Origin of the sequence: Lysinibacillus sp. FSL M8-0134, assembly GCF_038069745.1 — a bacterium.
Classification (GTDB): Bacteria; Bacillota; Bacilli; order Bacillales_A; family Planococcaceae; genus Lysinibacillus; species Lysinibacillus irui.
The window spans coordinates 604,312-627,201 of sequence record NZ_JBBPAJ010000001.1 but is presented as its reverse complement, the minus strand read 5'-3'; the positions used below and the strand labels follow the sequence as shown (position 1 = coordinate 627,201).

At 34.4% G+C, this 22,890-nt stretch carries 26 protein-coding genes; all 26 read right to left on the bottom strand.

Annotated features, from left to right (window positions below; translation table 11 throughout):
• Window position 1: 1 nt before the first annotated feature.
• Window positions 2-700 carry an HAD family hydrolase gene (locus MKY49_RS03110; protein WP_341385597.1) on the bottom strand — a complete coding sequence of 233 codons (699 nt, stop codon included), beginning with the start codon at window positions 698-700 and terminating at the stop codon, window positions 2-4.
• The gene (locus MKY49_RS03105; protein ID WP_341385596.1) at window positions 697-1,632 is read right to left on the bottom strand and encodes an ATP-grasp domain-containing protein; all 936 of its coding nucleotides are present in this window, start codon (window positions 1,630-1,632) and stop codon (window positions 697-699) included. The genes MKY49_RS03110 and MKY49_RS03105 overlap by 4 nt, the downstream gene beginning before the upstream one ends.
• The gene (locus tag MKY49_RS03100) at window positions 1,629-2,276 is read right to left on the bottom strand and encodes a CDP-alcohol phosphatidyltransferase family protein (RefSeq protein ID WP_341385595.1); all 648 of its coding nucleotides are present in this window, start codon (window positions 2,274-2,276) and stop codon (window positions 1,629-1,631) included. Before MKY49_RS03100 ends, MKY49_RS03105 begins: the two co-directional genes overlap by 4 nt.
• A gap of 12 nt (window positions 2,277-2,288) precedes the next feature.
• Window positions 2,289-3,320, bottom strand: a complete 1,032-nt coding sequence (locus tag MKY49_RS03095; RefSeq protein ID WP_341385594.1) for an alcohol dehydrogenase catalytic domain-containing protein — start codon at window positions 3,318-3,320, stop codon at window positions 2,289-2,291.
• Window positions 3,321-4,037: a 2-C-methyl-D-erythritol 4-phosphate cytidylyltransferase gene (gene ispD / locus MKY49_RS03090; RefSeq protein WP_341385593.1), complete on the bottom strand. Its 717-nt coding sequence runs from the start codon at window positions 4,035-4,037 to the stop codon at window positions 3,321-3,323.
• Window positions 4,038-4,040: 3 nt separating this feature from the next.
• The gene (locus tag MKY49_RS03085) at window positions 4,041-5,180 is read right to left on the bottom strand and encodes a CDP-glycerol glycerophosphotransferase family protein (RefSeq protein WP_341385592.1); all 1,140 of its coding nucleotides are present in this window, start codon (window positions 5,178-5,180) and stop codon (window positions 4,041-4,043) included.
• Window positions 5,181-5,230: 50 nt separating this feature from the next.
• Complete coding sequence (locus MKY49_RS03080) at window positions 5,231-6,235, bottom strand: TylF/MycF/NovP-related O-methyltransferase (RefSeq protein ID WP_341385591.1); 1,005 nt, start codon at window positions 6,233-6,235, stop codon at window positions 5,231-5,233.
• Window positions 6,236-6,262: 27 nt separating this feature from the next.
• Window positions 6,263-7,234 carry a UDP-N-acetylglucosamine 4,6-dehydratase (inverting) gene (gene pseB, locus MKY49_RS03075; RefSeq protein ID WP_341385590.1) on the bottom strand — a complete coding sequence of 324 codons (972 nt, stop codon included), beginning with the start codon at window positions 7,232-7,234 and terminating at the stop codon, window positions 6,263-6,265.
• Window positions 7,235-7,324: 90 nt separating this feature from the next.
• Complete coding sequence (locus tag MKY49_RS03070) at window positions 7,325-8,488, bottom strand: motility associated factor glycosyltransferase family protein (protein WP_341385589.1); 1,164 nt, start codon at window positions 8,486-8,488, stop codon at window positions 7,325-7,327.
• Window positions 8,488-8,835: a hypothetical protein gene (locus MKY49_RS03065; protein WP_341385588.1), complete on the bottom strand. Its 348-nt coding sequence runs from the start codon at window positions 8,833-8,835 to the stop codon at window positions 8,488-8,490. The genes MKY49_RS03070 and MKY49_RS03065 overlap by 1 nt, the downstream gene beginning before the upstream one ends.
• Window positions 8,828-10,534: a motility associated factor glycosyltransferase family protein gene (locus MKY49_RS03060; RefSeq protein ID WP_341385587.1), complete on the bottom strand. Its 1,707-nt coding sequence runs from the start codon at window positions 10,532-10,534 to the stop codon at window positions 8,828-8,830. The genes MKY49_RS03065 and MKY49_RS03060 overlap by 8 nt, the downstream gene beginning before the upstream one ends.
• An 86-nt stretch (window positions 10,535-10,620) precedes the next feature.
• Window positions 10,621-11,538 carry a flagellin Hag gene (gene hag / locus MKY49_RS03055; RefSeq protein ID WP_341385586.1) on the bottom strand — a complete coding sequence of 306 codons (918 nt, stop codon included), beginning with the start codon at window positions 11,536-11,538 and terminating at the stop codon, window positions 10,621-10,623.
• A gap of 187 nt (window positions 11,539-11,725) precedes the next feature.
• Entirely contained in the window at window positions 11,726-11,944 is a 219-nt protein-coding gene (gene csrA, locus MKY49_RS03050) for a carbon storage regulator CsrA (protein WP_066036316.1), read from the bottom strand.
• Complete coding sequence (fliW, locus tag MKY49_RS03045; protein WP_341385585.1) at window positions 11,944-12,387, bottom strand: flagellar assembly protein FliW; 444 nt, start codon at window positions 12,385-12,387, stop codon at window positions 11,944-11,946. Before fliW ends, csrA begins: the two co-directional genes overlap by 1 nt.
• Before the next feature lie 16 nt (window positions 12,388-12,403).
• Window positions 12,404-12,967: a DUF6470 family protein gene (locus MKY49_RS03040; protein ID WP_341385584.1), complete on the bottom strand. Its 564-nt coding sequence runs from the start codon at window positions 12,965-12,967 to the stop codon at window positions 12,404-12,406.
• A gap of 79 nt (window positions 12,968-13,046) precedes the next feature.
• A complete protein-coding gene (gene flgL / locus MKY49_RS03035; RefSeq protein ID WP_341385583.1) occupies window positions 13,047-13,964 on the bottom strand; it encodes a flagellar hook-associated protein FlgL in 918 nt (305 codons plus the stop codon).
• A 30-nt stretch (window positions 13,965-13,994) separates the two neighbouring features.
• Entirely contained in the window at window positions 13,995-15,641 is a 1,647-nt protein-coding gene (gene flgK / locus MKY49_RS03030; protein ID WP_341385582.1) for a flagellar hook-associated protein FlgK, read from the bottom strand.
• A gap of 16 nt (window positions 15,642-15,657) precedes the next feature.
• Window positions 15,658-16,158, bottom strand: a complete 501-nt coding sequence (locus MKY49_RS03025; protein ID WP_322604745.1) for a flagellar protein FlgN — start codon at window positions 16,156-16,158, stop codon at window positions 15,658-15,660.
• A gap of 27 nt (window positions 16,159-16,185) precedes the next feature.
• Window positions 16,186-16,446: a flagellar biosynthesis anti-sigma factor FlgM gene (gene flgM / locus MKY49_RS03020; RefSeq protein ID WP_274795619.1), complete on the bottom strand. Its 261-nt coding sequence runs from the start codon at window positions 16,444-16,446 to the stop codon at window positions 16,186-16,188.
• Between the two features lie 123 nt (window positions 16,447-16,569).
• Window positions 16,570-16,983 carry a TIGR03826 family flagellar region protein gene (locus MKY49_RS03015; RefSeq protein WP_274795618.1) on the bottom strand — a complete coding sequence of 138 codons (414 nt, stop codon included), beginning with the start codon at window positions 16,981-16,983 and terminating at the stop codon, window positions 16,570-16,572.
• Window positions 16,984-17,052: 69 nt separating this feature from the next.
• Window positions 17,053-17,475, bottom strand: a complete 423-nt coding sequence (locus MKY49_RS03010; RefSeq protein WP_341385581.1) for a ComF family protein — start codon at window positions 17,473-17,475, stop codon at window positions 17,053-17,055.
• A 160-nt stretch (window positions 17,476-17,635) separates the two neighbouring features.
• A complete protein-coding gene (locus tag MKY49_RS03005; protein WP_341385580.1) occupies window positions 17,636-19,024 on the bottom strand; it encodes a DEAD/DEAH box helicase in 1,389 nt (462 codons plus the stop codon).
• A gap of 45 nt (window positions 19,025-19,069) precedes the next feature.
• Window positions 19,070-19,912 carry a DegV family protein gene (locus MKY49_RS03000; protein WP_341385579.1) on the bottom strand — a complete coding sequence of 281 codons (843 nt, stop codon included), beginning with the start codon at window positions 19,910-19,912 and terminating at the stop codon, window positions 19,070-19,072.
• Window positions 19,913-20,140: 228 nt separating this feature from the next.
• Window positions 20,141-20,686 carry a DUF3225 domain-containing protein gene (locus MKY49_RS02995; protein WP_312504913.1) on the bottom strand — a complete coding sequence of 182 codons (546 nt, stop codon included), beginning with the start codon at window positions 20,684-20,686 and terminating at the stop codon, window positions 20,141-20,143.
• A gap of 284 nt (window positions 20,687-20,970) precedes the next feature.
• Window positions 20,971-21,645, bottom strand: a complete 675-nt coding sequence (locus MKY49_RS02990) for a response regulator transcription factor (RefSeq protein ID WP_274795611.1) — start codon at window positions 21,643-21,645, stop codon at window positions 20,971-20,973.
• Window positions 21,646-21,680: 35 nt separating this feature from the next.
• Window positions 21,681-22,829 (bottom strand): sensor histidine kinase, encoded by a 1,149-nt coding sequence (locus MKY49_RS02985; protein ID WP_274795610.1) that lies wholly within the window; start codon window positions 22,827-22,829, stop codon window positions 21,681-21,683.
• Between the last annotated feature and the right edge of the window lie 61 nt (window positions 22,830-22,890).

The window sequence follows — 22,890 nt, the reverse complement described above, 5'->3', positions numbered from 1 at the left end:
TTCAATCCCCCTCTGTTATAAAACGTGGCCATATTTTTTTTAATGTATCTGGTACTTCATCGATAGTTTCTATCACAAATTCAGCCTCATGTTGGATAGAAGGGACTTCATTTACATACTGCCCCTGCTTTACTCTAATAGTTCTAAAACCGAGTTGGTTAATTCCTACAAAATCCTTATTAGCATTATCTCCTATATATACAATTTGCTGCGGTTTTACACGCTCAACTTGAGCAATATAATTAAACCAATATGGGGAAGGCTTCCCTTTGTCAACTCCCTTTTTATAGCTAGCAATCGCATCTTTGACATAAGCTTTCAAATTTAACGCTTTAATTTTATTTTCTTGAACTCCTATATCTCCATCTGTAACAATATACAATGGATTGTTTTTCAACTCTTCAAGAACTCGTATAGATTGTTGTGGTAATTGTATACTCGGTTCATGATTTCGATAAACATCAATACATTTTATCAATAAATCAATGTCCATTGTTCCCAAATATCTTAATAAAACATCATTAAAAATGCGACCCCTTCCATATTGAAGAAGTCGCTCCCACATAAAACTATACAACTCATCTTTATCAATAGAAATGAGGTTTGCCAAATATTCTGCTACATCTTGAAAGCCACTTTGAACATATGTAAGTTCGTCATATAACGTATCATCCATATCAAAAACGATAACATATTTCATATAATCAAATCCTTCGAATACCGTATTTGCGTTAATTGTTCAACAGGAGATTTAAATTTCATATCACATATAGATTGTTTATTGGACTCACGGATAAACCAATTAAAGCTATCTAAACCAGCTTTAATACTTAATGTAGATGCTCCACCAAATCTTGCATTACATTCTATAATATGAGGTTGACCTTTTATATCTTCTACTATTTGAAACATTACATGACCGTATAAATTTAATGTTTCTGCAACCTCCATCACTAATTTAGCAAGGTCAGTCTTAATTACAGTTCGTGTAATCTGGGACTCTCCATTTATTACTAGTACCCGTTCACGGACAATAGCCCCTTTCGCCTTTCCATTCTTCATCATATAAACATCTATACTATATTCTTTCCCACCAATATACGGCTGGAAAATAGGGGCATTAAGTTGGGGTGATATTCTAATCGCCTCTTCTTTTGAAATATTGATATATAGATTTTTAGAACCTGCACCTGCACGTTCTTTAACTACGTATGAATCGGATTCTATATCAGCAATATTCAAACTTGTTTTAATTACTGGATAACCATATTTTTTTAAAGACTGATAGAAAAGGAGTTTGTCAGATGTTACTGCAATTCCTTTAGCATTCGTAACCATCACATGTATATCTTCTTTTTTTAATGATTCCTTCCATCTAGCGAAATGTAATAACTCTCCCTCTCTAGTAGGTATGATATATTTGACATTTTGATTTTTACAATTTGCTATGAAATAATCTATTTCTAAATCTTTTAACAAAGGCATTTCCCAAAAATCATCCACAAAAAACCTACTTATTACATTAGAGGAGATATCTCCAGCTATTAATTTAATATTGGGTACACTTTGTTTAATTATATGTAATAAAGGCACTTTATTAGCAGCACTTAAAACCAAAAGAGATTGCTTCATATTAAACCTTCTCTCTTCATATTTTGCCATAGCTCAGAAAGTCGAGCTAAAATATCTACAACTAATCCAATTATTAATACAATAAATAATAAATGCACTTCTCTAACTAATAAAAATAAGGTAGACAGTATCATCAGTGTCCCAACATCCATTCCTACAATAAAGCCTTTATCCATAAACCACCCTTTTAATGATCTTCTCTTAATCTGTGACAACCTTTTCAACCTCGGTACAATATAATAAGTCGCCAACCAGCCATAGAAGTTTATAAAAGCAATCAATATAATGATTAGAATATAGTGTACGTTATTAATTCCTAAAAAGATAAAGAACAATGTATAAAATATTCGATCGTATATATTATCTAACCATGCACCTACTTTACTTTGTAGTTGTGCATACCTAGCTAAGTTACCATCTAGAATGTCCAAAAATAAATATAGTTGAATACCTATTGCAACTAATGAAAACTGATTATGATATGCCCAATAATAGAGTAATATTGAATACAGAATATTACTTATTGTTATCATATTAGGAGTAATAAAAGTTCTACTTATAATAGGCAATATCGGCTGTACTAGATATACAGTATGTATGTATTCTGCGATATGCATGGTTTTATCTGGTCTTTTTAGTGACAACTTTTTTCCTCCTTAAAACTGAAGTTGCATTAAATGTTTTCCAAGTAACTTATTTTTAGATTCCTTTTCAAAAGCATAATAAAACTCTGTAATTGAACTAATCTTATTTTCACTTAAGATTAATGAGTTTATGAATGGCAAGAATTCCTCTTGCTGTAGTAAATGAAGGGCAACTTCAAAATCTGATTTTTGACTTCTTGTTATTCCACTTACTTTTATACCTTTTTCTAAAATTTTCCTCGTAGAGATTGGGACCTCTTGTTCCGTCACACCTGTTAGGATAACCTCTCCCCCTACTGAAATCTCTTTCAAAATTTGGTTAATTGCCGATACAGCCCCATTACCACCGACGCACTCAAAAGCTAGGGCAATTTGCTCATCAATATTCTCGTTAATCATGAAATATTTATTTACTGGGAATTTCATTACTTTTTCTCGATGCTTTCCTACAACAATAATTCGATTATCTTTATTTAAAAATCGAAGGGCCGATACAATTAGATAACCTAATACCCCATCTCCCCAAATTGCAATTGTACCGTTAGGAATTTCTATTCTTCTAATTGCTGCAATCGCAACAGAAAGCATCTCTGAAAAAACAGCATATTTATTTTCCAAACCTACTGGAACAGGTAAAATATATTGATGCGGATAAGCGATTATTTCTTTTGAAAAGCCATCGCTATTACTTGAAGCAAATAATGCTTTCGGACAATAATTCTCACCAAGTTGTGGGTGATCACATACACAATGTTCACAAGCTTTTCTCTCGACACGATTTGGAATCATTACTATTTTTTGTCCAACATTATATTGCCCCTGTGGATCTTTTAAAACAATTCCGGTTGCTTCATGAATTAAGCTCATTGGATACTTTAGCGATAATACCCTCGCATCTCGTGTACCTTCATAATAACGCAGATCTGCCTTACATATTGATATGTAATCAACCTTGATTAAAACATCGTTTGCTTCTGTTTTTACATCTTCAATGTACATATCAAACCTTTTAGGCTCAATAACTTTAAAAACTTTGCTAAGCATTTAAATCACCTCTATTTTACCTAACTTTAAAATAGCTTTGAATAGTAAGAGGTCTTCGAAGGTTGTTACTTTAAAATTTAATTTGTCTCCCATAACCAGATGAACAGGATACTCTAATGCTAGAACTAATTTACAATCATCCGTTGTCACAATATCTGGATTATTGAATGCATATTTATGTGCTTCCTCTATCAGTCCGAATTTAAAGCTTTGTGGTGTTTGTCCTAAATAGTAGTAGTCTCGTTTGGGAATTTCTGTAATCATTTCTTTTGATAGACTTTTTACAATCGTATCTGCACTAGGAATCACAGTATCAACTGCACTATACTGCTTAGCAGCCGCTATATTATCAGTGATAATACGATGATTTACTAAAGGACGTACTGCATCATGAACGACCACAATATCTTCTGAAGAACTATTTACAGAAAAAGCCAAGTGTTTAATAGCTTCATAAACTGAAGCTTGTCTACTGCTTCCTCCTGCAATAATCGTTGTTACTTTATCAATCTCGTATTTTCGAACTAGTATTTTAACATCCTCAATCCATTCTTCTAATGTAACAATAATAATTTGGTCTATTTCTGGATGGTTAGCAAAAGCCTCAAGTGTATAAATAATAACAGGCTTTCCATATACATCTATAAACTGTTTGGGCTTATCAACATTTCCCATTCTGCTGCCAGTTCCAGACGCTAAAATAATTGCATAATTCACAGTCTAACCCCTTTCTAAAAAGTCTTTAAAAATAAATTCTGCTACACGATCAGTAGATTTTCCATCTAATTTATAATGAAATTTCTTATTAAATTCCTTTATTTTTTCTAAAGAGAACTCCGGATTAACTATTTGTTTAGTTAGTGAAGGTAAATTTTGCACAATTGGTCCAGGTACAAAGTATTCGTATGGATAGTAAAAACCCCTCATTGCTTCATATTCAGGATAGTCTGGAGCAAAAAAAATCATTGGCTTTTCTAACAATGAAAAATCAAAAATCACTGACGAAAAGTCTGTTATTAATGTATCTGCAACTACCAGTAATTCATTTATTGGATATTCACTTACATTTATAACTCTGTTATGTTGCTTTTCTTCTATTATAAATTCTCCTCTTTCAAATGGATGGCGTTTAATAAACAAAACAAATTCCTCTGGTATATTTTCCAATACTTCATTAAAATTTATTCCTATCCCCTCTCTATATCTATCATTTTCCCTGTATGTTAAAGCAAATAATACTACTTTTTTATTTTTTATCGGTAATAAAAATCGGTATTTGGATATAATTTTTTCTTTATTTTTTGCTTCCAATAAAAAATCTGTTCTAACAAGACCAAAAGGGTGTACTTTTTTGGAAGGGATACCAAAAGCACTTGCATAAATAGGTACTACTTCATTTGAGCTAACGAATACACCCTCGTATTGGGAATGTGCTCTTTTAACTCTTTCTAAAGTAGAACTATCACTTTGGCGATGTGATACATTTAAACCAAACTTTTTAAAAGCCCCTCCTCCATGCCAAAGTTGATATATTTTTATTTCTGGTCTTATTTTAATAAATGAAAAAAGTGAATAGAAGTCATTTAAAAAAACATATTGTGATGTTGACAATAAGTAAGAAATTCTTGCTTTATTATTCATTTTTTTCTCTGAAGCAAAACCTTCTTCTTTAATTTCTTCTAACGTTATATGACAAATTTCCAAATTTAACTTGTTTCTTTCTATCCACTGTTGAATCGCATAATTATTTTCATCTAATTTATTGTTATGTAAATGAATAAAGGTAACTCTGTTTTCTCGAATTGGTAAATGTCTATATAAATCAAATAATAACCTGAAAATTGCTTGTTCTGTTTCCATCATATTGTCTCCTAGAAAACTTTAAAATACGTATTAACTCTTTAACACAGTTATTTGGCAATAATTACACTACCATAGTAATCACTCACTGGTATATAAGGAATTGATTCTTCTTTACAAAATTGTTGTACTGCTGCTTTTGCTCCTGGATATCCTTTAAAATTATAATCATGCACTACAATATATCCACCTTTATTTAATTTTTCATAAAAATACTTAAGCCCTTCATATGTAGGTTGAAATAAATCAGCATCTAAGCTAACAAATGCAAAAGTATCATTTATGTTTGTAGCCGTTTGAGGAAAATAACCTTTTCTAATCTCTAATTGACTATGATGCTTTAATTTCTCTTTAACTAAATCTATACTTGTTGAAGAGAAATGTCCTACGGTCGTTTTTGCATAACTATTATCTCTTTCAAAATTAACATCACTTTCGTGAAATCCTTCAAACGTATCAAATAAATATAGCTTCCGTTCACTAAATAGATGACTTAATAACAGAGATGTATGTCCTTGATAAACACCTACTTCAGCAACAGATCCTTTAATTTTTTTTTCTTTAATCTCTCTGACTAGTAATTCAAATGTCGATACCCTAACAAAATCCACTCCATCAAAATTATAATCTTTATAATGATATGGGTTAATAATTCTATTTTCCGCTAGTTCTTTATTGATAGATACCGGAAATAGGTTATCAAATAATTTATCGACATACTCATTTTCAAATATTGTGTTATATTGATTAGTTAAATCTATATGTTCTTTAAATAGTACCCTATTATAACCACTTTTAAATTTTAACGGTGTTAAAATTTTATGTGCCTCAAAGCCATTAGCTATTAGTTTATTTACCATTTCTTTTTCAAATGACACACTACCAATAATAATGTAATCAACTTCCATTAGATTGATATTTTCTATTGCAAATATATTTGTACCTTGATCTTTCTCATCACTAACTATAAACCCTTTAAAATTTATTGTATCTTTAAGTCCATCCTTAATTTTCACAGATTCTTTTCCAGTACCATAAATCATAGCGCTATTCATGAAAACATCTCCTCTCTATATTTTGAATTAATTTTCATTAATTAAATTTTTTAATTCTTCAATTTCTAACCATACTTCATTTTTATCACTTGTATATTCAAAACCATTAGGTAAAGATTTCCCTTCTTTCGCAAACTTAGCTGACCAAAATGGAAACTCTGGCTGAATCACATAGTACGAATCAAACTCCACTGTATGGCGAGCATCATCTTCCATAATCATTGCTTCATGTAGTTTTTCACCTGGTCGAATACCTATAATCTCAATTTCACATTCTGGTGCAATTGCTTTCGCAAGATCTGTTACTTTCATGCTCGGAATTTTCGGAACAAATATTTCACCGCCATGCATACGCTCTAAATTATCTAATACAAATTGCACGCCTTGCTCGAGTGTAATCCAGAAGCGTGTCATTCGTTCATCTGTAATTGGTAATACACCAGTTTGTTTAATTTTTTTAAAAAATGGTACTACGCTCCCTCTGCTTCCTACAACATTTCCATAACGAACTACAGCAAATTTAGTAGGTTTCTCTCCTACATAGGAATTTGCTGCAACAAATAACTTATCTGAAGCTAGTTTTGTTGCGCCATATAAATTCACAGGTGCACAAGCCTTATCAGTCGAAAGTGCTATAACCTTTTCAACCCCACAATCTATGGCTGCTTCAATAATATTTTGCGCACCGTGAATATTCGTTTTTACTGCTTCAAAAGGATTGTACTCGCATGCATCGACATGTTTCATTGCGGCAGCATGAATTACTATATTGACACCATCAAATGCACGATGTAGACGTTCTTGATCACGCACATCTCCTATAAAAAAGCGAAGACGTTTATCATTAAACTCCTGTTTCATTTCATACTGTTTAAGCTCATCCCGGCTAAAAACAATAATTTTTTTAACTCCAAGCTCTAGTGCTTTTTTAGTAAATTTTTTACCAAATGAACCCGTTCCACCTGTAACTAACACTGTTTTATCTTTTAGTATGCTCATACTACTATAACTCCTATCTAGGCTTTCTTATATGTATTATATTGAATGTATCGACATTTCTCACGATAAATTAAGAAAAACCTATGAAAATCATAGGTTCTCTACTAAATTATATAGTTCTTTTTCTGTTATTAAAGTTGCACCGTCAATTTTTGCGCCATTTAAAGCAGTATTGTAAACCTTCAAATCAGAGTATTTGATTTTTTTTTGAAACCATCGTAGATATGATAACAAATTTGGTGTAGAAAATATATCGAGGTTTGAATTTGAAATTACTGTTTTGAAATATGATTCTTCTATAACATTTCTTCCAGATGTAGATTCATTAGCATGTGTTCTATTTCCTTTAAACCCTAAATCTTGTCCAAAAAATACCAAACGTTCATAGTGAAGGCTTTCTACTAAGCTAAAAGCAAGCGTTGCAACAGATCCCCCAGTATCAAAAATTTGAAGGTTATTTTCTCTAGCAACTTTTTCTGCTGGTATATATCCATTTTGACACAACAAAAAGCGTTCTCCTGTATGAGCTAAAACAGCATTATGACTTGCAGTACTTAAATATAACAAAACACCATTGTACATACTACCAGCAATTTGACCATAAATAGATTTTTTAGGATCCGATATAACGACAGCCTTCGGTACTATATCATGCTTCATTAGTATTTTAAGTGCAGATCCTACACAATAAATATCTACTTCTTGTTTTATTTGTTTTAACCAATAAATTGTTTCATTTAACGATGGACCTGATGAGACAATAGCTGCATTTTTTTTCCTTTCTGGACTGTATCTCTTTAAATCCCCAAGTTCGATATTCTTATCAAAGTTTTCCCTTAATAAATACGACATATTTTTATAACTTAGTTGCTTCATTTTGATATCATCCAAAAACGGCTCTAGTGGATGCCCATTCAAAGCTGCTATCCAACACTTTGGAATTAATACTTGCCATTCTTCATCTATTTTTAACTCAGAAATATCAGTAACCAATGACTCAAATTTGAAGAATGATTTCTCTATTTTCTCAAAATAAAACACGTATACATCTTTATCCCTTGCCAACATTTTTAAACGTTCTGCATGGTATCCTAATCCTAAGCCGATCAGCAAGTATTTTTTTTTGGTAGAATCAAACTCTGCATCGATCCAACGGTAAGCATCCTCACGTGGCTTATAGCGACTATAAATGTATGTATTGTTCAGTTTCAGTGTCTGCTCCCCATTTTTAGCCACTTCAATTTCCCATTGCATTAATTATTGATTCCTTGAATAGGAGATAACTGGTCAAAAAATGGAGCAATTTCATATTCAAACATATCAGCTACTAAAATATAGTCCTGCATCTCTAATCCATTATTAATTTCATGTAAAAATCCATGAATTTGTTCGATATTCAATTCTACTTGAATTTCATTCTTCTTCAATAATTCACTAATATCAGTTAACCATGTCATACCTTCCGAAAATTGCAAAATAGTTTTTAATGCTATTTGTAAATTATCTTCTCGCAAATCTTCTGCGATAATATTGCAACCATTTGCTACTTTAGAAAGATATTCATTATAACTTTCAATTGCCTCAATTACTATATTATTCATCTGAATTCTCCTCATTATCTCCATATTTATCTATTATTTCTGTTGTATATTGTTTTGCCAATTTTGTAGCCTCTATCAAATGTTTATAAAAATCCATTGATTGATTCTTCACACGTAGAAATTCTTCCTCCTTTGTTTCATTAAGTTTCGGAAGGTAATTTTTCATAACTTTTAATGTAATAGGTGATAATAAACTCTCAATTGGTAACTTATAAATTATGTCATGTATATTCGCATCAAGTTTATCTAACTTTTTCAAAACACCTTGTGTAAATATTATGTTAGAAGGATTACTTTTTACTGTTCCTATGGCAGTTAATAAAATAGACTGCAATTCATCATATAACTTTATTTCCTTTTTTAAAAAGTTTATCGCTTTAAAAGAATGTTCTTTCTTAGATGTAGGAGGTATGATAGTAATTTTTTCATGTAAATATGTGACACAGAATTCTTTAAATCCAAGTTGCTCATATCCATTCAATACTAGTCCACCTTCTGTACAATTGAAAAACTTATTTTTAGGATAGTTTATTTTAATTAAATCTTCGAATTCTAGTTTCATTGAATAAAAAACAGGAGAAGTCCAAACTTCTTTATCACCAAAGCCTAATGTTTTGAATGCATTCTTTTGTTTTAAATACTGATCATTTATTTCTTTTTTATGTAAATTAGCAGTAGCATGTGTAACATTATTTGTATAAGCTAAATCTTGGCCAATTAAAGCAATAGGACCGCTAGATATATATTGTGCAATAGAAAATGCAATGTGAGCAACGGTACCACCACCTTCAAATAGAGGGAGGTTTACATTTAGTTGTTCCATCATATATTTTGATAACAATGGATGCCCTTTTAAATCCACTACGTAACCTTTATTCCTAAAAGCTCCTCTAACTCCTGGATGACTTTGCATTGTATAGATAATTTTAGAATATTTTAAATCCAAGTTCTTAAAATGGTTATAATTAGGTGTGCCCCCATCAATTGACACAACATAATCTGGTTCAATGCCTTCTTTTAATAAGGAATTAATAGTAGAACCTGCAGCTATTAAAATCATTTTCTCACGATTTTCTTTAAGTATTGTTAGTTGTTTATTTAAAGAAGGTCCACCCGATGCAATTACTACTGGATGATTATAAGCTTTCTCTAGAACATTAAGACTATGATCTTTAGAAAGATGAAAAATATTTTCTACGAAGTTTTTCTGCCACATTTTCGAAAAATAAATAGAAGTATAATCATTCACTTGATTTTTCATTTGTACATCTTTAACCTTCGATAATAATAATTTATATTCTGATACAAACAATTTATCGTAATTAGCCAAGCAAATAACATTATACGAAACACGATAATCTGCTGTAAATTCGCCTAAAAAAAACTCGAAATTTTCCAATACATCTTTCCCAAAAATCAAGGTATTTGATGGTACATTTTCTATTTTTATTTTTTCATGTTCCAAAAGTGGTTCTATTAAAATTATAATCTCATTAAATCTTCTGACTTTAGCTATAGCTTGTAAAAGGTGCCCACAACCATACCCAAACAATATATGTGCTTGATGTGGCTTATATAATCTATCCGCTTGTTGTTTTGCCTCTTTAACAGGGTCGTATTTACTATGTATAAAATAATTATTAATTTTTAAAGTACTTTCCCTTGTTTTAGTTTCTAATATTTCTAAATCATAGTGCACTTTTCTCACCTCTTTTTTTATATCGGTATTTAATATTTTTTATTAATAAAAAAACCTCTAGCGGAAGCTAGAGGTTTAAAACTAAATTAGCCTAGTAATTGAAGAACACCTTGTGGCTGTTGGTTAGCTTGAGCTAACATAGATTGAGCAGCTTGCATTAAGATATTGTTCTTAGTGAAGCCCATCATTTCTTTAGCCATATCTGTATCACGAATACGAGATTCAGCAGCTGTTAAGTTTTCAGAAGTTGCACCTAAATTGTTAATAGTATGCTCTAAACGGTTTTGAACAGCACCTAAAGATGCACGAGTTAATGATACACGGCTAAGCGCTTTGTCAATAATTGAAATAGAGTTATCTGCACCTGATTGTGTTGAGATGTTAATACCAGTACCATAGCTTGCAGTTTTTCCAACTTCACCTGGTTTAGCTGTAATTGCATTTACACCTAAAGCAGTAGCAGACATATTACCGATAGATAACTTAATTGATTGACCAGAGTTAGCACCGATATGGAAAATCTTACCACCAACTTTTGTTGTTGCAGACTTAGCATTGAAACCTTGTCCAGTTCCAAATCCACCAAATGAACCAGTTAATAATTTTTGAGTATTGAACTCAGTGTCAGTAGAAATACGTGTAATTTCTTCAGCTAAAGAGTTGATTTCTAATTGTAATGCTTCACGGTCTGATGATACGTTAGTGTCATTAGCAGATTGTACTGCTAATTCACGCATACGTTGAAGGATTGAGTGCGTTTCGTTTAGTGCACCCTCAGCAGTTTGGATTAAAGATACTGAATCTTGAGCGTTTTTAGTAGCCATATCAAGACCACGGATTTGTCCACGCATTTTTTCAGAGATTGCTAAACCAGCTGCATCATCACCTGCGCGGTTGATTTTGTAACCAGAAGATAATTTCTCAAGGTTTTTAGAAGCTTGAGTATTGTTGAAAGTAAGGTTACGGTGTGTGTTTAAAGCTGAAATGTTGTGTTGAATTCTCATTTGGAATTCCTCCTTGAATGTTTGTTTTGTATTCCACATCCTTGTGGAATTTCGGATTAGGTAGTATGTATACTTCCTGCCCCTTACAATCTATATATCGTTTCTTGTTTGAAATGTTTAATAGTTTTTTAGAAAGTTTTTTATTTTTTTATGTACTTACTTTGTAGTTTGAAATCTAAGTAATATATTATTTTTTCTTTATCTGCTTTAAAAAATTGGATGTAGTTGAAAGGGCCTCTCGGTTCTGTGCTTGAATAGCTTCAAATACCTCTGAACGGTGGACTTTTACTGATTTCGGCGCAACTATTCCAATTTTTATTTGCTCGCCCTCAACAGCTAATATTTTTATTTCTATTTGATCACCAATCATAATGGACTCATCTTTTTTACGTGATAGTACTAGCATTATTTCCCACTTCCTTCAAATGACTTCATTGGGAAACGGAGTGGGTGAGATTTATTATCTTGAAGAACGATTTGCTTACCGATTTTTTTATCCATATTAATAATTAATGGTGCGAGTAAATTCATTGTCGATTCTTGGAGCGTTTCCTTCATAGTTACGATAGCGTATGTTAGTACGTCTTCTGCTTTTTCAATTTCTAGTTTCTCAAGATCATCTTCACTTATTTCAAAACTATAATCTTTTTTGAAAGCAAAGGGGAAAGCCACAACAAATCCTATATCCTTTTTCTCAACGGATTGAAGTATTGCTAAAGGGAGATCAGCATCAATTGGTAATAATACAAACTTTCTTTCCTCTTCCAACCCTAATAATCCATGTTCAAAAGTTAGAGTATCTGTTTGTTCTATTTCTATTTCCCCTAAAAACTTTGTATCTATTTTCATTCTATCTTGCACTCCTTTATATGATGACATCAATATCAACATCCGGTCTTTGTACCATTGTACCAGTTACTTTTCCTGGTGTGTATTCGTGAATAGGTTTGTTCACTTTAGCGTCAATTATTGGTGCCCTACGCTGAATATTGACGTCTGTTTTGCCAGGTGTATAGTCAATTTTTACAGAACCTATCGATGGAACAAATTTAATGTTAAAGGGAGTACGATGCGGACCATGATTTTGTTTTGCAATGTTTTGGATGGCTGCACGTCCTTGCCCTTTTCCTGCAGACATCATCATTTGACGCCCCTCACTCGCACGTCTTGCAGTCCCTTTAAAAACAGCTTGTTTCCCTTCTGCGGCAGCATTTTTTGTGGCTTCAAGAGGCCCTATCATTCCTATATCTCGCCTCGCCTGTGATGAGTCAATTTTCAACACACCTCTTGTAGTATGAATTTCTAATATGGCTGCTGGTTGTTCTATATGCTGTGTAGCTTTTGGCTGTTTAATATATTGCTGTGGTTTTGCTATATTAAGGTCTAATTTTGCATCTGTTGTCCTAATTTGAATTTGTGGGAATCTCATGGATATCTCTCCTTTCAAGAAAAGCGTCTGAACAAAGTGTCCAAACGCTTTTAAAAATTGGATATTTTTACATACATTACTATCTTATAAAATCTACTAGTGTTTGTTGAATGATTTTAGCACCGACTGATAATGCAGCTTGGTGAATCGATTCACTTGTCACCATTTCTGTAATTGCTTTTGCATAATCAACATCTTCATTATTGGATAGTTGCTTTGTTACACTAATTTCGCGAATAGATAAACGATTTTCCATTAATTCTACGCGATTTTGGCGTGCCCCAACATCAGCTTGAGCCTCTAATATTTTATTATGCATTGCAGTAATGTCATCCCCTGTACTTTGTTCGGCTACTCCACCGAGGGCATTACCTATTTCTTCACCTGTAGCTGGACCACCAGCACGATTTGGATCTAATAGATTCGAAATTTTCTCCATCATCTTATCAACATTTTGGAAGAGATCTACACCTGGAGTATTTACTTTCATTTGAATTCCGTCATAGACCTCAATACCAACTGATTCTGAATTTACTTTAGACGGATCAATAACACCATTTTCAAATAAAGGCTGTTGCGTATTTGTACCACTGAAAATATAACGGTCTGCAATTTTTGTATTGCCCACATCTTGAATTTGATTACGAATTTGATCAATCTCCATTCTAATTTTTTCGCGTTCTTCTGGAGTATTTGTATCGTTCGCTGCCTGAATTACTAGTTCTCGAACTCGCTTCATCTGTTCTCCTACTTGATTCAGAGACTCATCTGTTGTATCTAACCAGTTGTTCACTTCATTCATATTACGTGTATATTGTTCAACTCTACCTAAATCTCGACGATAGCCCATTCCTTTAACAGCAATTACAGGGTCATCAGAAGGTCTAGTTATTTTTGAACCAGAGTTAATTTGGTCTTGTAACTTCGACATTTTTCCGAAGCTACGGTTTAAGTTTAGAAGCATGTTATTGGATAACATAGATTGTGTTACGCGCATGTCTGTAAAATCCCCTTTCTAATAACTTTTTTATAATCCTACTCTACCCATACCATTAATGATCTTATCTAATGTTTCATCGACAACTGTAATCATACGAGCATTTGCATTATAAGCTTGTTGGAACGTTATCATATTTGTCATTTCTTCATCTAAAGATACTGAACTAATTGAATCTCGATTGTTAGAGATGGATAATAATAAAGTTTCTGACGTTTTATTTAATCGATATGCCTCTTCACCATCAGTCCCTAACTTCCCAATCATCCCCTGATAATAAGAGTTGAAAGTTGCTCCATCAAGATGTTCGGTTGATGCTGGAACTACTACAGTATTTGAACCAACTGTAATCGTCAATCCGCTTGCACCAATCGCTTTTGATTGTAAATTTGCTAACTCAATAGCCCACTTACCATTTCCTTCTTCATTTGCTGCGGAAGAAGCAGCTAACTTTGAAGAATCATCGGTAAAGGCTTGGTTCACTTTAATATTACTAGCTGTGATTGTGCCAGTTCCGTCAGCTGATTCAAAGAAGTCTAAACCATTTTGAGCACCTGTTAAATCATAGCCACCTTTATGTACAGCATTAAATGTATTTGCAAAAATACTTGCTAATTTATTTAGATCTGCAAGAGTTTCTGGGTAATATCCTTTTACGAGCATTGTACCGCCATCATTATACTCATATCCGTACGTATTAATTAAAGATAATAACTTTCCTTTTCCTGGCTCAAGTTCATTATGTTCAATTTTATTAACCCCTCCACCCGCGACTGGTTTTGTTGGTGGATCTCCTAAGTCAGAAATATCAATTTGTTTAAATACATTTGTCAAATCATTGCCATCGATACTACTTGCATTTGTACCTGTTGTATTCATTGCAACATAGTCTTTACCATTCACAAGTTCAATTGGTGTACCCGATGGATACGGTTTAAAGGTAATTGTTATACTCCCCTCAGCTACTTTACTTGCATTTCCACCAGAAGGTACACGTTCAATTGATACAGGGATATAACTATTTAACTCATCAATTAACACATCACGTGCATCATATAAATCATTTGGTACTAGTCCATTTGGTTCAACTTCCTGTACTTGTTTATTAATAGCTGCAATTTGTTTTAATAGTGAGTTAACACGATCTGTAGCAACATTAATTTCATTTCCTAAGTTTCCTTGAATCGTTTTTAGCTGCGTATCCATATAGTTAAAAGATTCTGCAAGATGCACAGCACGCTCAATAGCTACTTTACGAGATGATGAATTCTCAGGGTTTGTACTAACATCTTCTAGCCCTTTCCAAAATTGCTCTAAAGCAGCGTTTAAACCAAATTGAGATGGCTCATCCATAATGTCTTCCATTTGTGAAATGGCATTTGAACGAGATTCCCAATAACCAAATTTATTCGTTTCTTGACGGTATTGTCTGTCAACAAATTCGTCGCGAATACGTTGAATTGAACCTGCTTCCACACCTGTCCCAAGATGACCAGGAAAATAAGGCGAATTCAAACCTGGCGTTGGAAAACCTTGAGTTGCCTGCATATTTACTCGTTGGCGAGAGTAACCTAGCGTGTTAGCGTTCGAGATATTGTGTCCTGTTGTGTATAAAGCTGTTTGTTGTACGAAGAGGCCGCGTTTGCTTGCTTCTAGGCCCATAAATGTTGAGCGCATGTTTCTTCCTCCCTTGTTATGCTTGTGAATCGAAATATGATTTTTTAGCTATATTGTTTGTGCCGCGGACCTCATTGCTAGAGTAATTCATTTGCTCTGTGCGAGGTCTTACGGCGTCTAGTGTTAGGTTGACGATTTGTAGTGATTGGAAAACGAGTTTTTGATTTAGATCATTTTGTTTTCGTAGGTCATTGATGATTTGTATTAAGCGTTCGCGAACTGCTGATAGTGTTGCTTTGTCAGCTTGTTGTTCAGCAGCCTCGATGACATCTGCTACAGTTGTTTTGTCAGTTGAAGCAAGTCCCTTTGCTTCAAGGTAGTCCGTTACCTGTTTCTGACGCTGTTGCTCGAGCTTATCGATGGCTGCTACGTGTGCCTGCTCATCCTTGAGCAATTGGTCTAGAGCTTCGATATCGCCAGCTTTGATGATTTCTGTTTTTTTATAGGCTAGTTCAAGTAAGCTTTTATGCATTCTCTCTAGCATCGTTAGTGTAGAACTAATCGCTTCTACAGACATATCGCTATACACCCTTTCTGCTATTCCCTAGAAACGATAATATTTCAGCATATCCTCCGCTACTTTACGAGCATCTACTTTGTATTCACCAGATTCAATGTCTTTTTTCAACTGCTGTACGCGGTCAGCTCGTTCTGTACTGTAGGTTGAAACTCCTTGCAATTCCTGTGCTGCCTTTGAAATTTCAATTTTATCTGCAAAAGAAGCTTTGTTTGTATCTGATTTCACATTGCGCACTTGGTTTTTATAGGCGTTCACCGCATTAATTCCATAAGATGTAATTTTCATATCGAAACCTCCTATCTAAAAATCTTATCTTACTATTATTTCGGATTGTCTCACATAATGTTAAGTTTTCACATATAAAAAAGTGTGCTAATTTTGTTTAAAATTAACACACAATTCCAGTTATTAACGTTTTCGCTCTGAGTGATACGTGACACGATCACGTTGCTCTACACTTTCACGGAATTCCTTTGCCGCTTCAAATGTACGCAAATCGGCCTTTAATTCATCCTGACATTTCGTACAAAGCTTGCCTTTCGTTGTCAGGTGACCACAGTTATCACATGGATAGCCAAGGTTAGGGAACATGGCTGGTTGCAAACGACCTTTGCGAACCCATCTGTATAATAGCTCTTCTTCTGCGCCTGTTGCTTCCACAATGCGTTCAACTGTTGCTGCACGGTTTTCGCGTTTACGTAAGAAGCGATAGACGATTTGATACAGTTCTTCCTCTGATTGTGCACATTTATGACAAACCTCTCGGACCCCTGTATAATTGAAAAATTCATTACATTTTGGACAATTACGAACCTCTGCCATCTATTTTCCTCCTCTTACAACATTTCTTATCTATGAATGTTATTTATTATACATTACACTTTGGTATTTTTAACCTTCAATTAATGTGAAGTATTGGACATTTTTAGCACCTGCTTGTTTTAACACATCTGCAGCATGCTGTAAAGTCGTTCCTGTAGTTTTTATATCGTCAAATAGAAGATAATCTTTATGCTCCACGTGTACATCCGTCATCAAGCGAAAAAGAGGAGCCGCATGTATCCGTTGTTCTCTATTTTTAGAGCTTTGTGTCTCGGTAGTAGTCTTTTCTAGTAGCTGAATATATGGGACATGAGCAGCCTTCAATAGTTCCTCTGTATGCGAAAAGGTGCGTTCCTGTTGTTTGAGGGGATGCATGGGAATTGGAATAAAAGTCGCCTTTTCTTTCTTAAAGCGAGTATATAGCTCCTGACGAAATACTTTTGCGAGGGCTACATCTTGTAGAAATTTAAACTGGTGTAAGAAATCTTTCATGTGATCATTGTATTGATAGAGTGCGGTAGAGGAGTTTGAGCGTTGAAAGTGAGAGGTACATCTTTCACATATAGTCGGAGAGAATTGCTTTATTAAAAGTGTGTTCCAGGAAATCATGGTGTTTAATGATTGAGAGCATATTAAACAACGCGTTTCTATTTTATTCATTGAAAAGCCCTTTCTTATTATAAAAAAGAATTTTTGCACGCGCCTCGTCCATTTCTATCGTGATACCATGATGAAAGTATAAGACATCCCCATCAGGAAACTGAATATTTCTCCCAACACGGCCTGCGATTTGAATGAGCGCACTAGCTGTAAAAATGGGTGATTCTGCCCCAATAACAGCCACCTGGACATTGCTGATCGTAATGCCTCTTTCTAAAATAGTTGTCGTTAATAATCCTGGCACTTCTTTATTTCGTAGTTTCACTACTTTCTCCTTACGCTCCGAATCCTCTGCATGCACAGCAAGTATATGTTCATTTATTAATTGAAAAAGAGGTGTTGCAATCTTCATTAAACTAATTGTCGGGAAAAATATTAAAAAAGGTTCATTTCGACTCAAACGTTCCTCTGTCCATTGTTTAAGCTTCTTAGGAATCTTACCTCTATTAAAGCTTTTTTCGTAGCCCCATAATGCTTGAAATTGAGGTACCGGTAATGGATGATTGTGATAGCGCTTTGGGATAAAAGAATAGCTTTCCAAGTAAAATGAATGTAGTAATCTTTGTGAGGGGGTTGCAGTGACATACACTATAGGAGCATCTTTTCTTTTCGCTTTTTCTACCGCTCTTTGTAATGTTTCATCAAATTTATAAGGAAAAGCATCTGCCTCATCTACAATCATGACATCAAATGCTTGTTCAAATCGGTAGAGCTGATGAGTCGTCGCAATGACAAGCTGAGCATAACCAGCTTGCTTGGATGCACCACCATACAATGCATGAATGATAGTTTTAGGAAAAACTTGCTGAAAGCGTGGGTAGAGTTCTAGCACAACATCCGTGCGTGGTGTTGCAATACAAACACGCAATCCACGCTTTAAGGCATCATGAACCATAGGAAATAGCAGCTCCGTTTTACCAGCGCCACAAACCGCATGGATTAGATGCGAGCGTTGTGCTTGCACACTTGCTAATGCTTCATTTGCAGCCTGTTCTTGTAATGTAGTAAATTGTCCTGTCCATTGTAAGATATGGTTGCTCGTCTTTATCGCCTTAGGACCTGTCCAAACCATTAATTGTGTACAGCTACTTACCCTCCCCATCTTGATACAATGCCGACAATAAATACATGGATGCTGACACTTTGAACAATCAAATATCGTGAATAATTGTCGATTTGTATTATGGCAACGATTGCATTTTATAACTGGCTTCATTTGAATTCCTTCTATTAAACAGAAGTATTTATGATTGATTGCTTTATCCATATCATCTTTTGAAAATGGAGCATGATTTTTCAGCCAAATGCGACCTTCATGGAAATCACGCATTGCGGGCGGTACTATCCAGCCTTTATATCTCATTAATCTTTCTCCCTTCATAGAAAAAAGCCTCTACTTTTGCAGTAGAGACTCATTCAATTCAAATTATTTTTTTGTCCAGCCTAAGCCTAAAGATCCTTCACCTAAATGTGTTCCGATGACCGGACCGAAATAGCTTAGTTTAAAGTTTACATGTGGGTACGTTTTCGCTAATTGTTCAAGCCATTCTTGTGCCTCTGCTTGGCAATTACCATGAATGACCACCGCATCCAGTGCATCATACTTTTTCGCATCCTCTGCTAGCAGCTCTTCAACTCGCTTTAATGCCTTTTTACGCGTTCGAATTTTTTCGAAAGGTACAATGACCTTGTCCACAAAATGCAGGACTGGCTTCACTTGTAAAAGGCCTCCAATTAAAGCTGCTGCTGCAGATAAACGTCCACCACGTTGTAAATGTGCTAAGTCGTCTACAATGAAGTAAGCACGAATATATTGCTGCATGTCCGCTAATGCTGCAAGGATATCTTTTGCTGAATAGCCCTCTTTCGCCATTTCAGCTGCTTTTAAAACATAGAAGCCTTGAACCGCACAGGATATTTCACTGTCAAAGGCATGAACCTTAATACCTTCTACCATTTCACCTGCTTGTATTGCACCTTGATATGTTCCACTAATACCGCTCGATAAATGAATGGAAATAACCTCGTCATATTCTTTCGCCAGCTCATCAAAGAGAGCGACAAATTCTCCGATTGGAGGCTGTGTTGTTTTCGGAAATTCCTTTGCACCACGCACCTTATCATAAAATTCAGATGCCGTGATATCTACTTCTTCTGCAAATAATTGACCTGAGATATTAACGCTTAAAGGAATCATATGAATGTTTAAGCGTGTACGTTCCTCAGCCGTAATATATGCAGTACTATCTGTTACGATTGCCGTCCTCATCTAAGTCCACTCTCCTATGATTCTTAGTTTACAATCTATTCCTTCTCGCTGCAATTGTTGTTGTGTCGTTACACTAAATGAAAACAAAAAGAAATGAATGTGAAATGAATGACGTTCACGTTTTTTGCCATTCAGAATGGTGCTAGTAAGCAGCTTCCATTTCACATTCATTTTTTATGTATAGTAGGCTTATCTTCACTCAATTAGGTTGAATGAAGATAGCTCCTGTTAATTGCCTGTACTTGATTGTGAGTCATCACCAATATAAAAGACACTTGTTACTTTCCAATCGTTGTCTTCTTTCACAAAGACGGTTACTTGACGTCCTGCACTTTCATGCTCGACATTTGTCTCAAGTTGAAGAGAGTGCATTTTCATATTGGCAAACACTTGAGCCTCTTCTGGTTCATATTTAGCAATCGTTACGTTTTCTACATCACGCTTAATATCAAATTGCTCAAATACTTCTGATGCATATGTTTTTTCTTCATCGTATTTAAAACCTTTTGGATTTTTCGAAATGGTCTTCATATAACGATCAATTTCTTCAGCGTTCAACGCTGCAATATACTCATCAAAAGATGCTAATATAGCTTTTTCATCTGCTGCTGGTACGTTTTCAGCTTTTTCTACGTTACCACCCATCATCTCAAAGCCTACTGTACCATCATCTATTACTTTTTCTCGTTCTTCGTCACTCATTTTCTCATCTTTATTACCACAGGCAGTTAACACTAATAAGATTAAAACTGCTAGAAAACTTTTCTTTAACATCAAAAAACCTCCCGCGCATATTGTAGCATATAAATGCTGTCGTAGGAATTTTGTTGTGCATTTTCAACATTTAGGTGCTACATCTTCCTTATGACGCATTAGGATGTAAAATGTTGCATGGTCTGTTAGTTTTCTTGTTAAATGCACCTTTTGCGATGTTACAAAATTGTGAATGACTCGCTATCCCAAGAGTAACTGCTATACAAATAATTACCATAAAACAATAAAAAACTGTTTTAAAAACTACTTCATAATAAAGTAGCTTTTAAAAACAGTTTTTGCAATTATCGTACTTCAACCCAACCATTTTTAATGGCTGTTACAACAGCTTGTGTACGGTCATTCACATTCATTTTTTGTAGAATACTTGATACGTGGTTTTTAACTGTTTTTTCAGAGATAAATAATGTCTCACCAATTGTACGGTTAGATTGTCCATCTGTTAACAGCTGTAAAACTTCACATTCACGTTTCGTTAGTAAATGGAATGGACGACGAATTTCTGTTTGGTGGAAGTTTCCTTTATTTTCGTGCTCTGATAGGCGTTTAAATTCTGCTACTAGGTTTTTCGTTACTTTTGGATGTAAGTAAGAGCCACCATTGGCAACGACTTTAATGGCCTCAACGATTTCATCTGCATCCATCTCTTTTAACATATAACCAAGTGCACCTGATTTTAAAGCATGTGTCACATATGTTTCATCATCGTGAATGGACAGCATAATCACTTTTGCATCTGGGAATTCACTGATTAACTCCGATGTTGCTTCTACACCATTTTTGCCTGGCATGTTAATATCCATAAGTACAACATCTGGTTCGTTTTCAGCATATAACGTAACCACGTCTGTACCATCGTCACCTTCAGCGACTACATCAAACGTATCTTCAAAGTCTAAAATACGTTTTACTCCTTCGCGGAATAGCTGGTGATCGTCTACAATAATAATCTTTGTCATTTGTCTTTACCCCCTAAATTTCTGCAACAGTTACATCATTCTACTTCTAACGGTATTTTAAATAACACCGTTGTCCCTCGATTGATTTCACTCGTAATGGTAATTGTACCATTTAAAATTTCAATACGTTCTTTCATTCCTAAAATCCCAAAGGAATGATCTTTCACTACTTGTGGGTCAAAGCCGATGCCGTCATCTTTTACAACAACATTTACTGCATCCTTTAACCATTCAAGCTTTACCCAAATGTCTTTACACTTTCCATGCTTCATGGCATTTGTTACACATTCTTGTACTAATCGGAAAATGGATACTTCATAATTTGAAGGTATACGTTTTTCTGTACTTCTCGATTGGAAATGAATTTCAACACCAGGATTGTATTCAGTCACTGTCGATAAATACTTCTTTAATGTCGGAACAATTCCCAAATCATCAAGTGCCATTGGTCGTAGATCATAAATAATACGTCGCACCTCTGATAAAGCATTCCGCACCGTTTTCTTTAAATCGGCCATTTCAGCCAATGCATTTTCAATACCTTTTTCACGATACGTTCTATCTATTAAATCAGTGCGCATTAGTACATTTGCAAGCATTTGAGCAGGTCCATCGTGAATTTCTCGCGATAAACGCTTACGCTCCTCTTCTTGAGCTGCAATAATTCGTATGCCAAAATCTTGCTTCATTTTTGCTTGTTCAAGCGCTAAACCAACATTTTTTAAATCAGAAGTTAAGTAATTCAAAACGACATTTACCTGATTGACAATATGATCAGCTCGTTCAATCGTATCGAGTAACCCTCTTAATCTTCTCTCTAGATCATCTCTTTTATCGCGTAGCTGCTTTTCTTGTGTTCTCATAACGGAGAGCTTTACTTGAAAATCATGTGCAGTTTCATATGCTTCTCTAACTTGTTCTTCGGTATAATTATCAAAAGCTTTACTCACTAATACAAGTCGTTGCTTAGCAAGCTGCGTACTTTTTTCCAAAGCATCGCCTTCATCAATGACGATTGATATTTGTTTTCGAACAATTTCTAGCTCTTTTTGCATATCTTCAAAGCTTCTTCGGCTCTGTTCACTTATAATAAAGATATCGTCCTTCGAGCTCATTATTGTATCTAACATTCGATTAAAAATGTCATCAAGCGACTTTAAATCGAAGGTATCATTTGAAAACATAGTATACTCCCCAGTCTAATGTCTTATGATTACTTACTATTTTAATAGACCAAATTCATAT

Coding starts and splice junctions, on each gene's coding strand:
- MKY49_RS03065 (WP_341385588.1), bottom strand. CDS start 8,835: ATGAATAATATAGTAATTGAGGCAATTGAAAGTTATAATGAATATCTT.
- MKY49_RS03040 (WP_341385584.1), bottom strand. CDS start 12,967: ATGAGATTCCCACAAATTCAAATTAGGACAACAGATGCAAAATTAGAC.
- MKY49_RS02995 (WP_312504913.1), bottom strand. CDS start 20,686: ATGTTAAAGAAAAGTTTTCTAGCAGTTTTAATCTTATTAGTGTTAACT.
- MKY49_RS03000 (WP_341385579.1), bottom strand. CDS start 19,912: ATGAGGACGGCAATCGTAACAGATAGTACTGCATATATTACGGCTGAG.
- MKY49_RS02990 (WP_274795611.1), bottom strand. CDS start 21,645: ATGACAAAGATTATTATTGTAGACGATCACCAGCTATTCCGCGAAGGA.
- flgK (WP_341385582.1), bottom strand. CDS start 15,641: ATGCGCTCAACATTTATGGGCCTAGAAGCAAGCAAACGCGGCCTCTTC.
- MKY49_RS03105 (WP_341385596.1), bottom strand. CDS start 1,632: ATGAAGCAATCTCTTTTGGTTTTAAGTGCTGCTAATAAAGTGCCTTTA.
- csrA (WP_066036316.1), bottom strand. CDS start 11,944: ATGCTAGTACTATCACGTAAAAAAGATGAGTCCATTATGATTGGTGAT.
- MKY49_RS03080 (WP_341385591.1), bottom strand. CDS start 6,235: ATGAATAGCGCTATGATTTATGGTACTGGAAAAGAATCTGTGAAAATT.
- MKY49_RS03010 (WP_341385581.1), bottom strand. CDS start 17,475: ATGAAAGATTTCTTACACCAGTTTAAATTTCTACAAGATGTAGCCCTC.
- MKY49_RS03095 (WP_341385594.1), bottom strand. CDS start 3,320: ATGCTTAGCAAAGTTTTTAAAGTTATTGAGCCTAAAAGGTTTGATATG.
- MKY49_RS03015 (WP_274795618.1), bottom strand. CDS start 16,983: ATGGCAGAGGTTCGTAATTGTCCAAAATGTAATGAATTTTTCAATTAT.
- pseB (WP_341385590.1), bottom strand. CDS start 7,234: ATGAGCATACTAAAAGATAAAACAGTGTTAGTTACAGGTGGAACGGGT.
- fliW (WP_341385585.1), bottom strand. CDS start 12,387: ATGAAAATAGATACAAAGTTTTTAGGGGAAATAGAAATAGAACAAACA.
- flgM (WP_274795619.1), bottom strand. CDS start 16,446: ATGAAAATTACATCTTATGGAATTAATGCGGTGAACGCCTATAAAAAC.
- MKY49_RS02985 (WP_274795610.1), bottom strand. CDS start 22,829: ATGTTTTCAAATGATACCTTCGATTTAAAGTCGCTTGATGACATTTTT.
- hag (WP_341385586.1), bottom strand. CDS start 11,538: ATGAGAATTCAACACAACATTTCAGCTTTAAACACACACCGTAACCTT.
- MKY49_RS03025 (WP_322604745.1), bottom strand. CDS start 16,158: ATGTCTGTAGAAGCGATTAGTTCTACACTAACGATGCTAGAGAGAATG.
- MKY49_RS03110 (WP_341385597.1), bottom strand. CDS start 700: ATGAAATATGTTATCGTTTTTGATATGGATGATACGTTATATGACGAA.
- MKY49_RS03005 (WP_341385580.1), bottom strand. CDS start 19,024: ATGAAGGGAGAAAGATTAATGAGATATAAAGGCTGGATAGTACCGCCC.
- MKY49_RS03085 (WP_341385592.1), bottom strand. CDS start 5,180: ATGGAAACAGAACAAGCAATTTTCAGGTTATTATTTGATTTATATAGA.
- MKY49_RS03070 (WP_341385589.1), bottom strand. CDS start 8,488: ATGCAATGGGAAATTGAAGTGGCTAAAAATGGGGAGCAGACACTGAAA.
- flgL (WP_341385583.1), bottom strand. CDS start 13,964: ATGCGCGTAACACAATCTATGTTATCCAATAACATGCTTCTAAACTTA.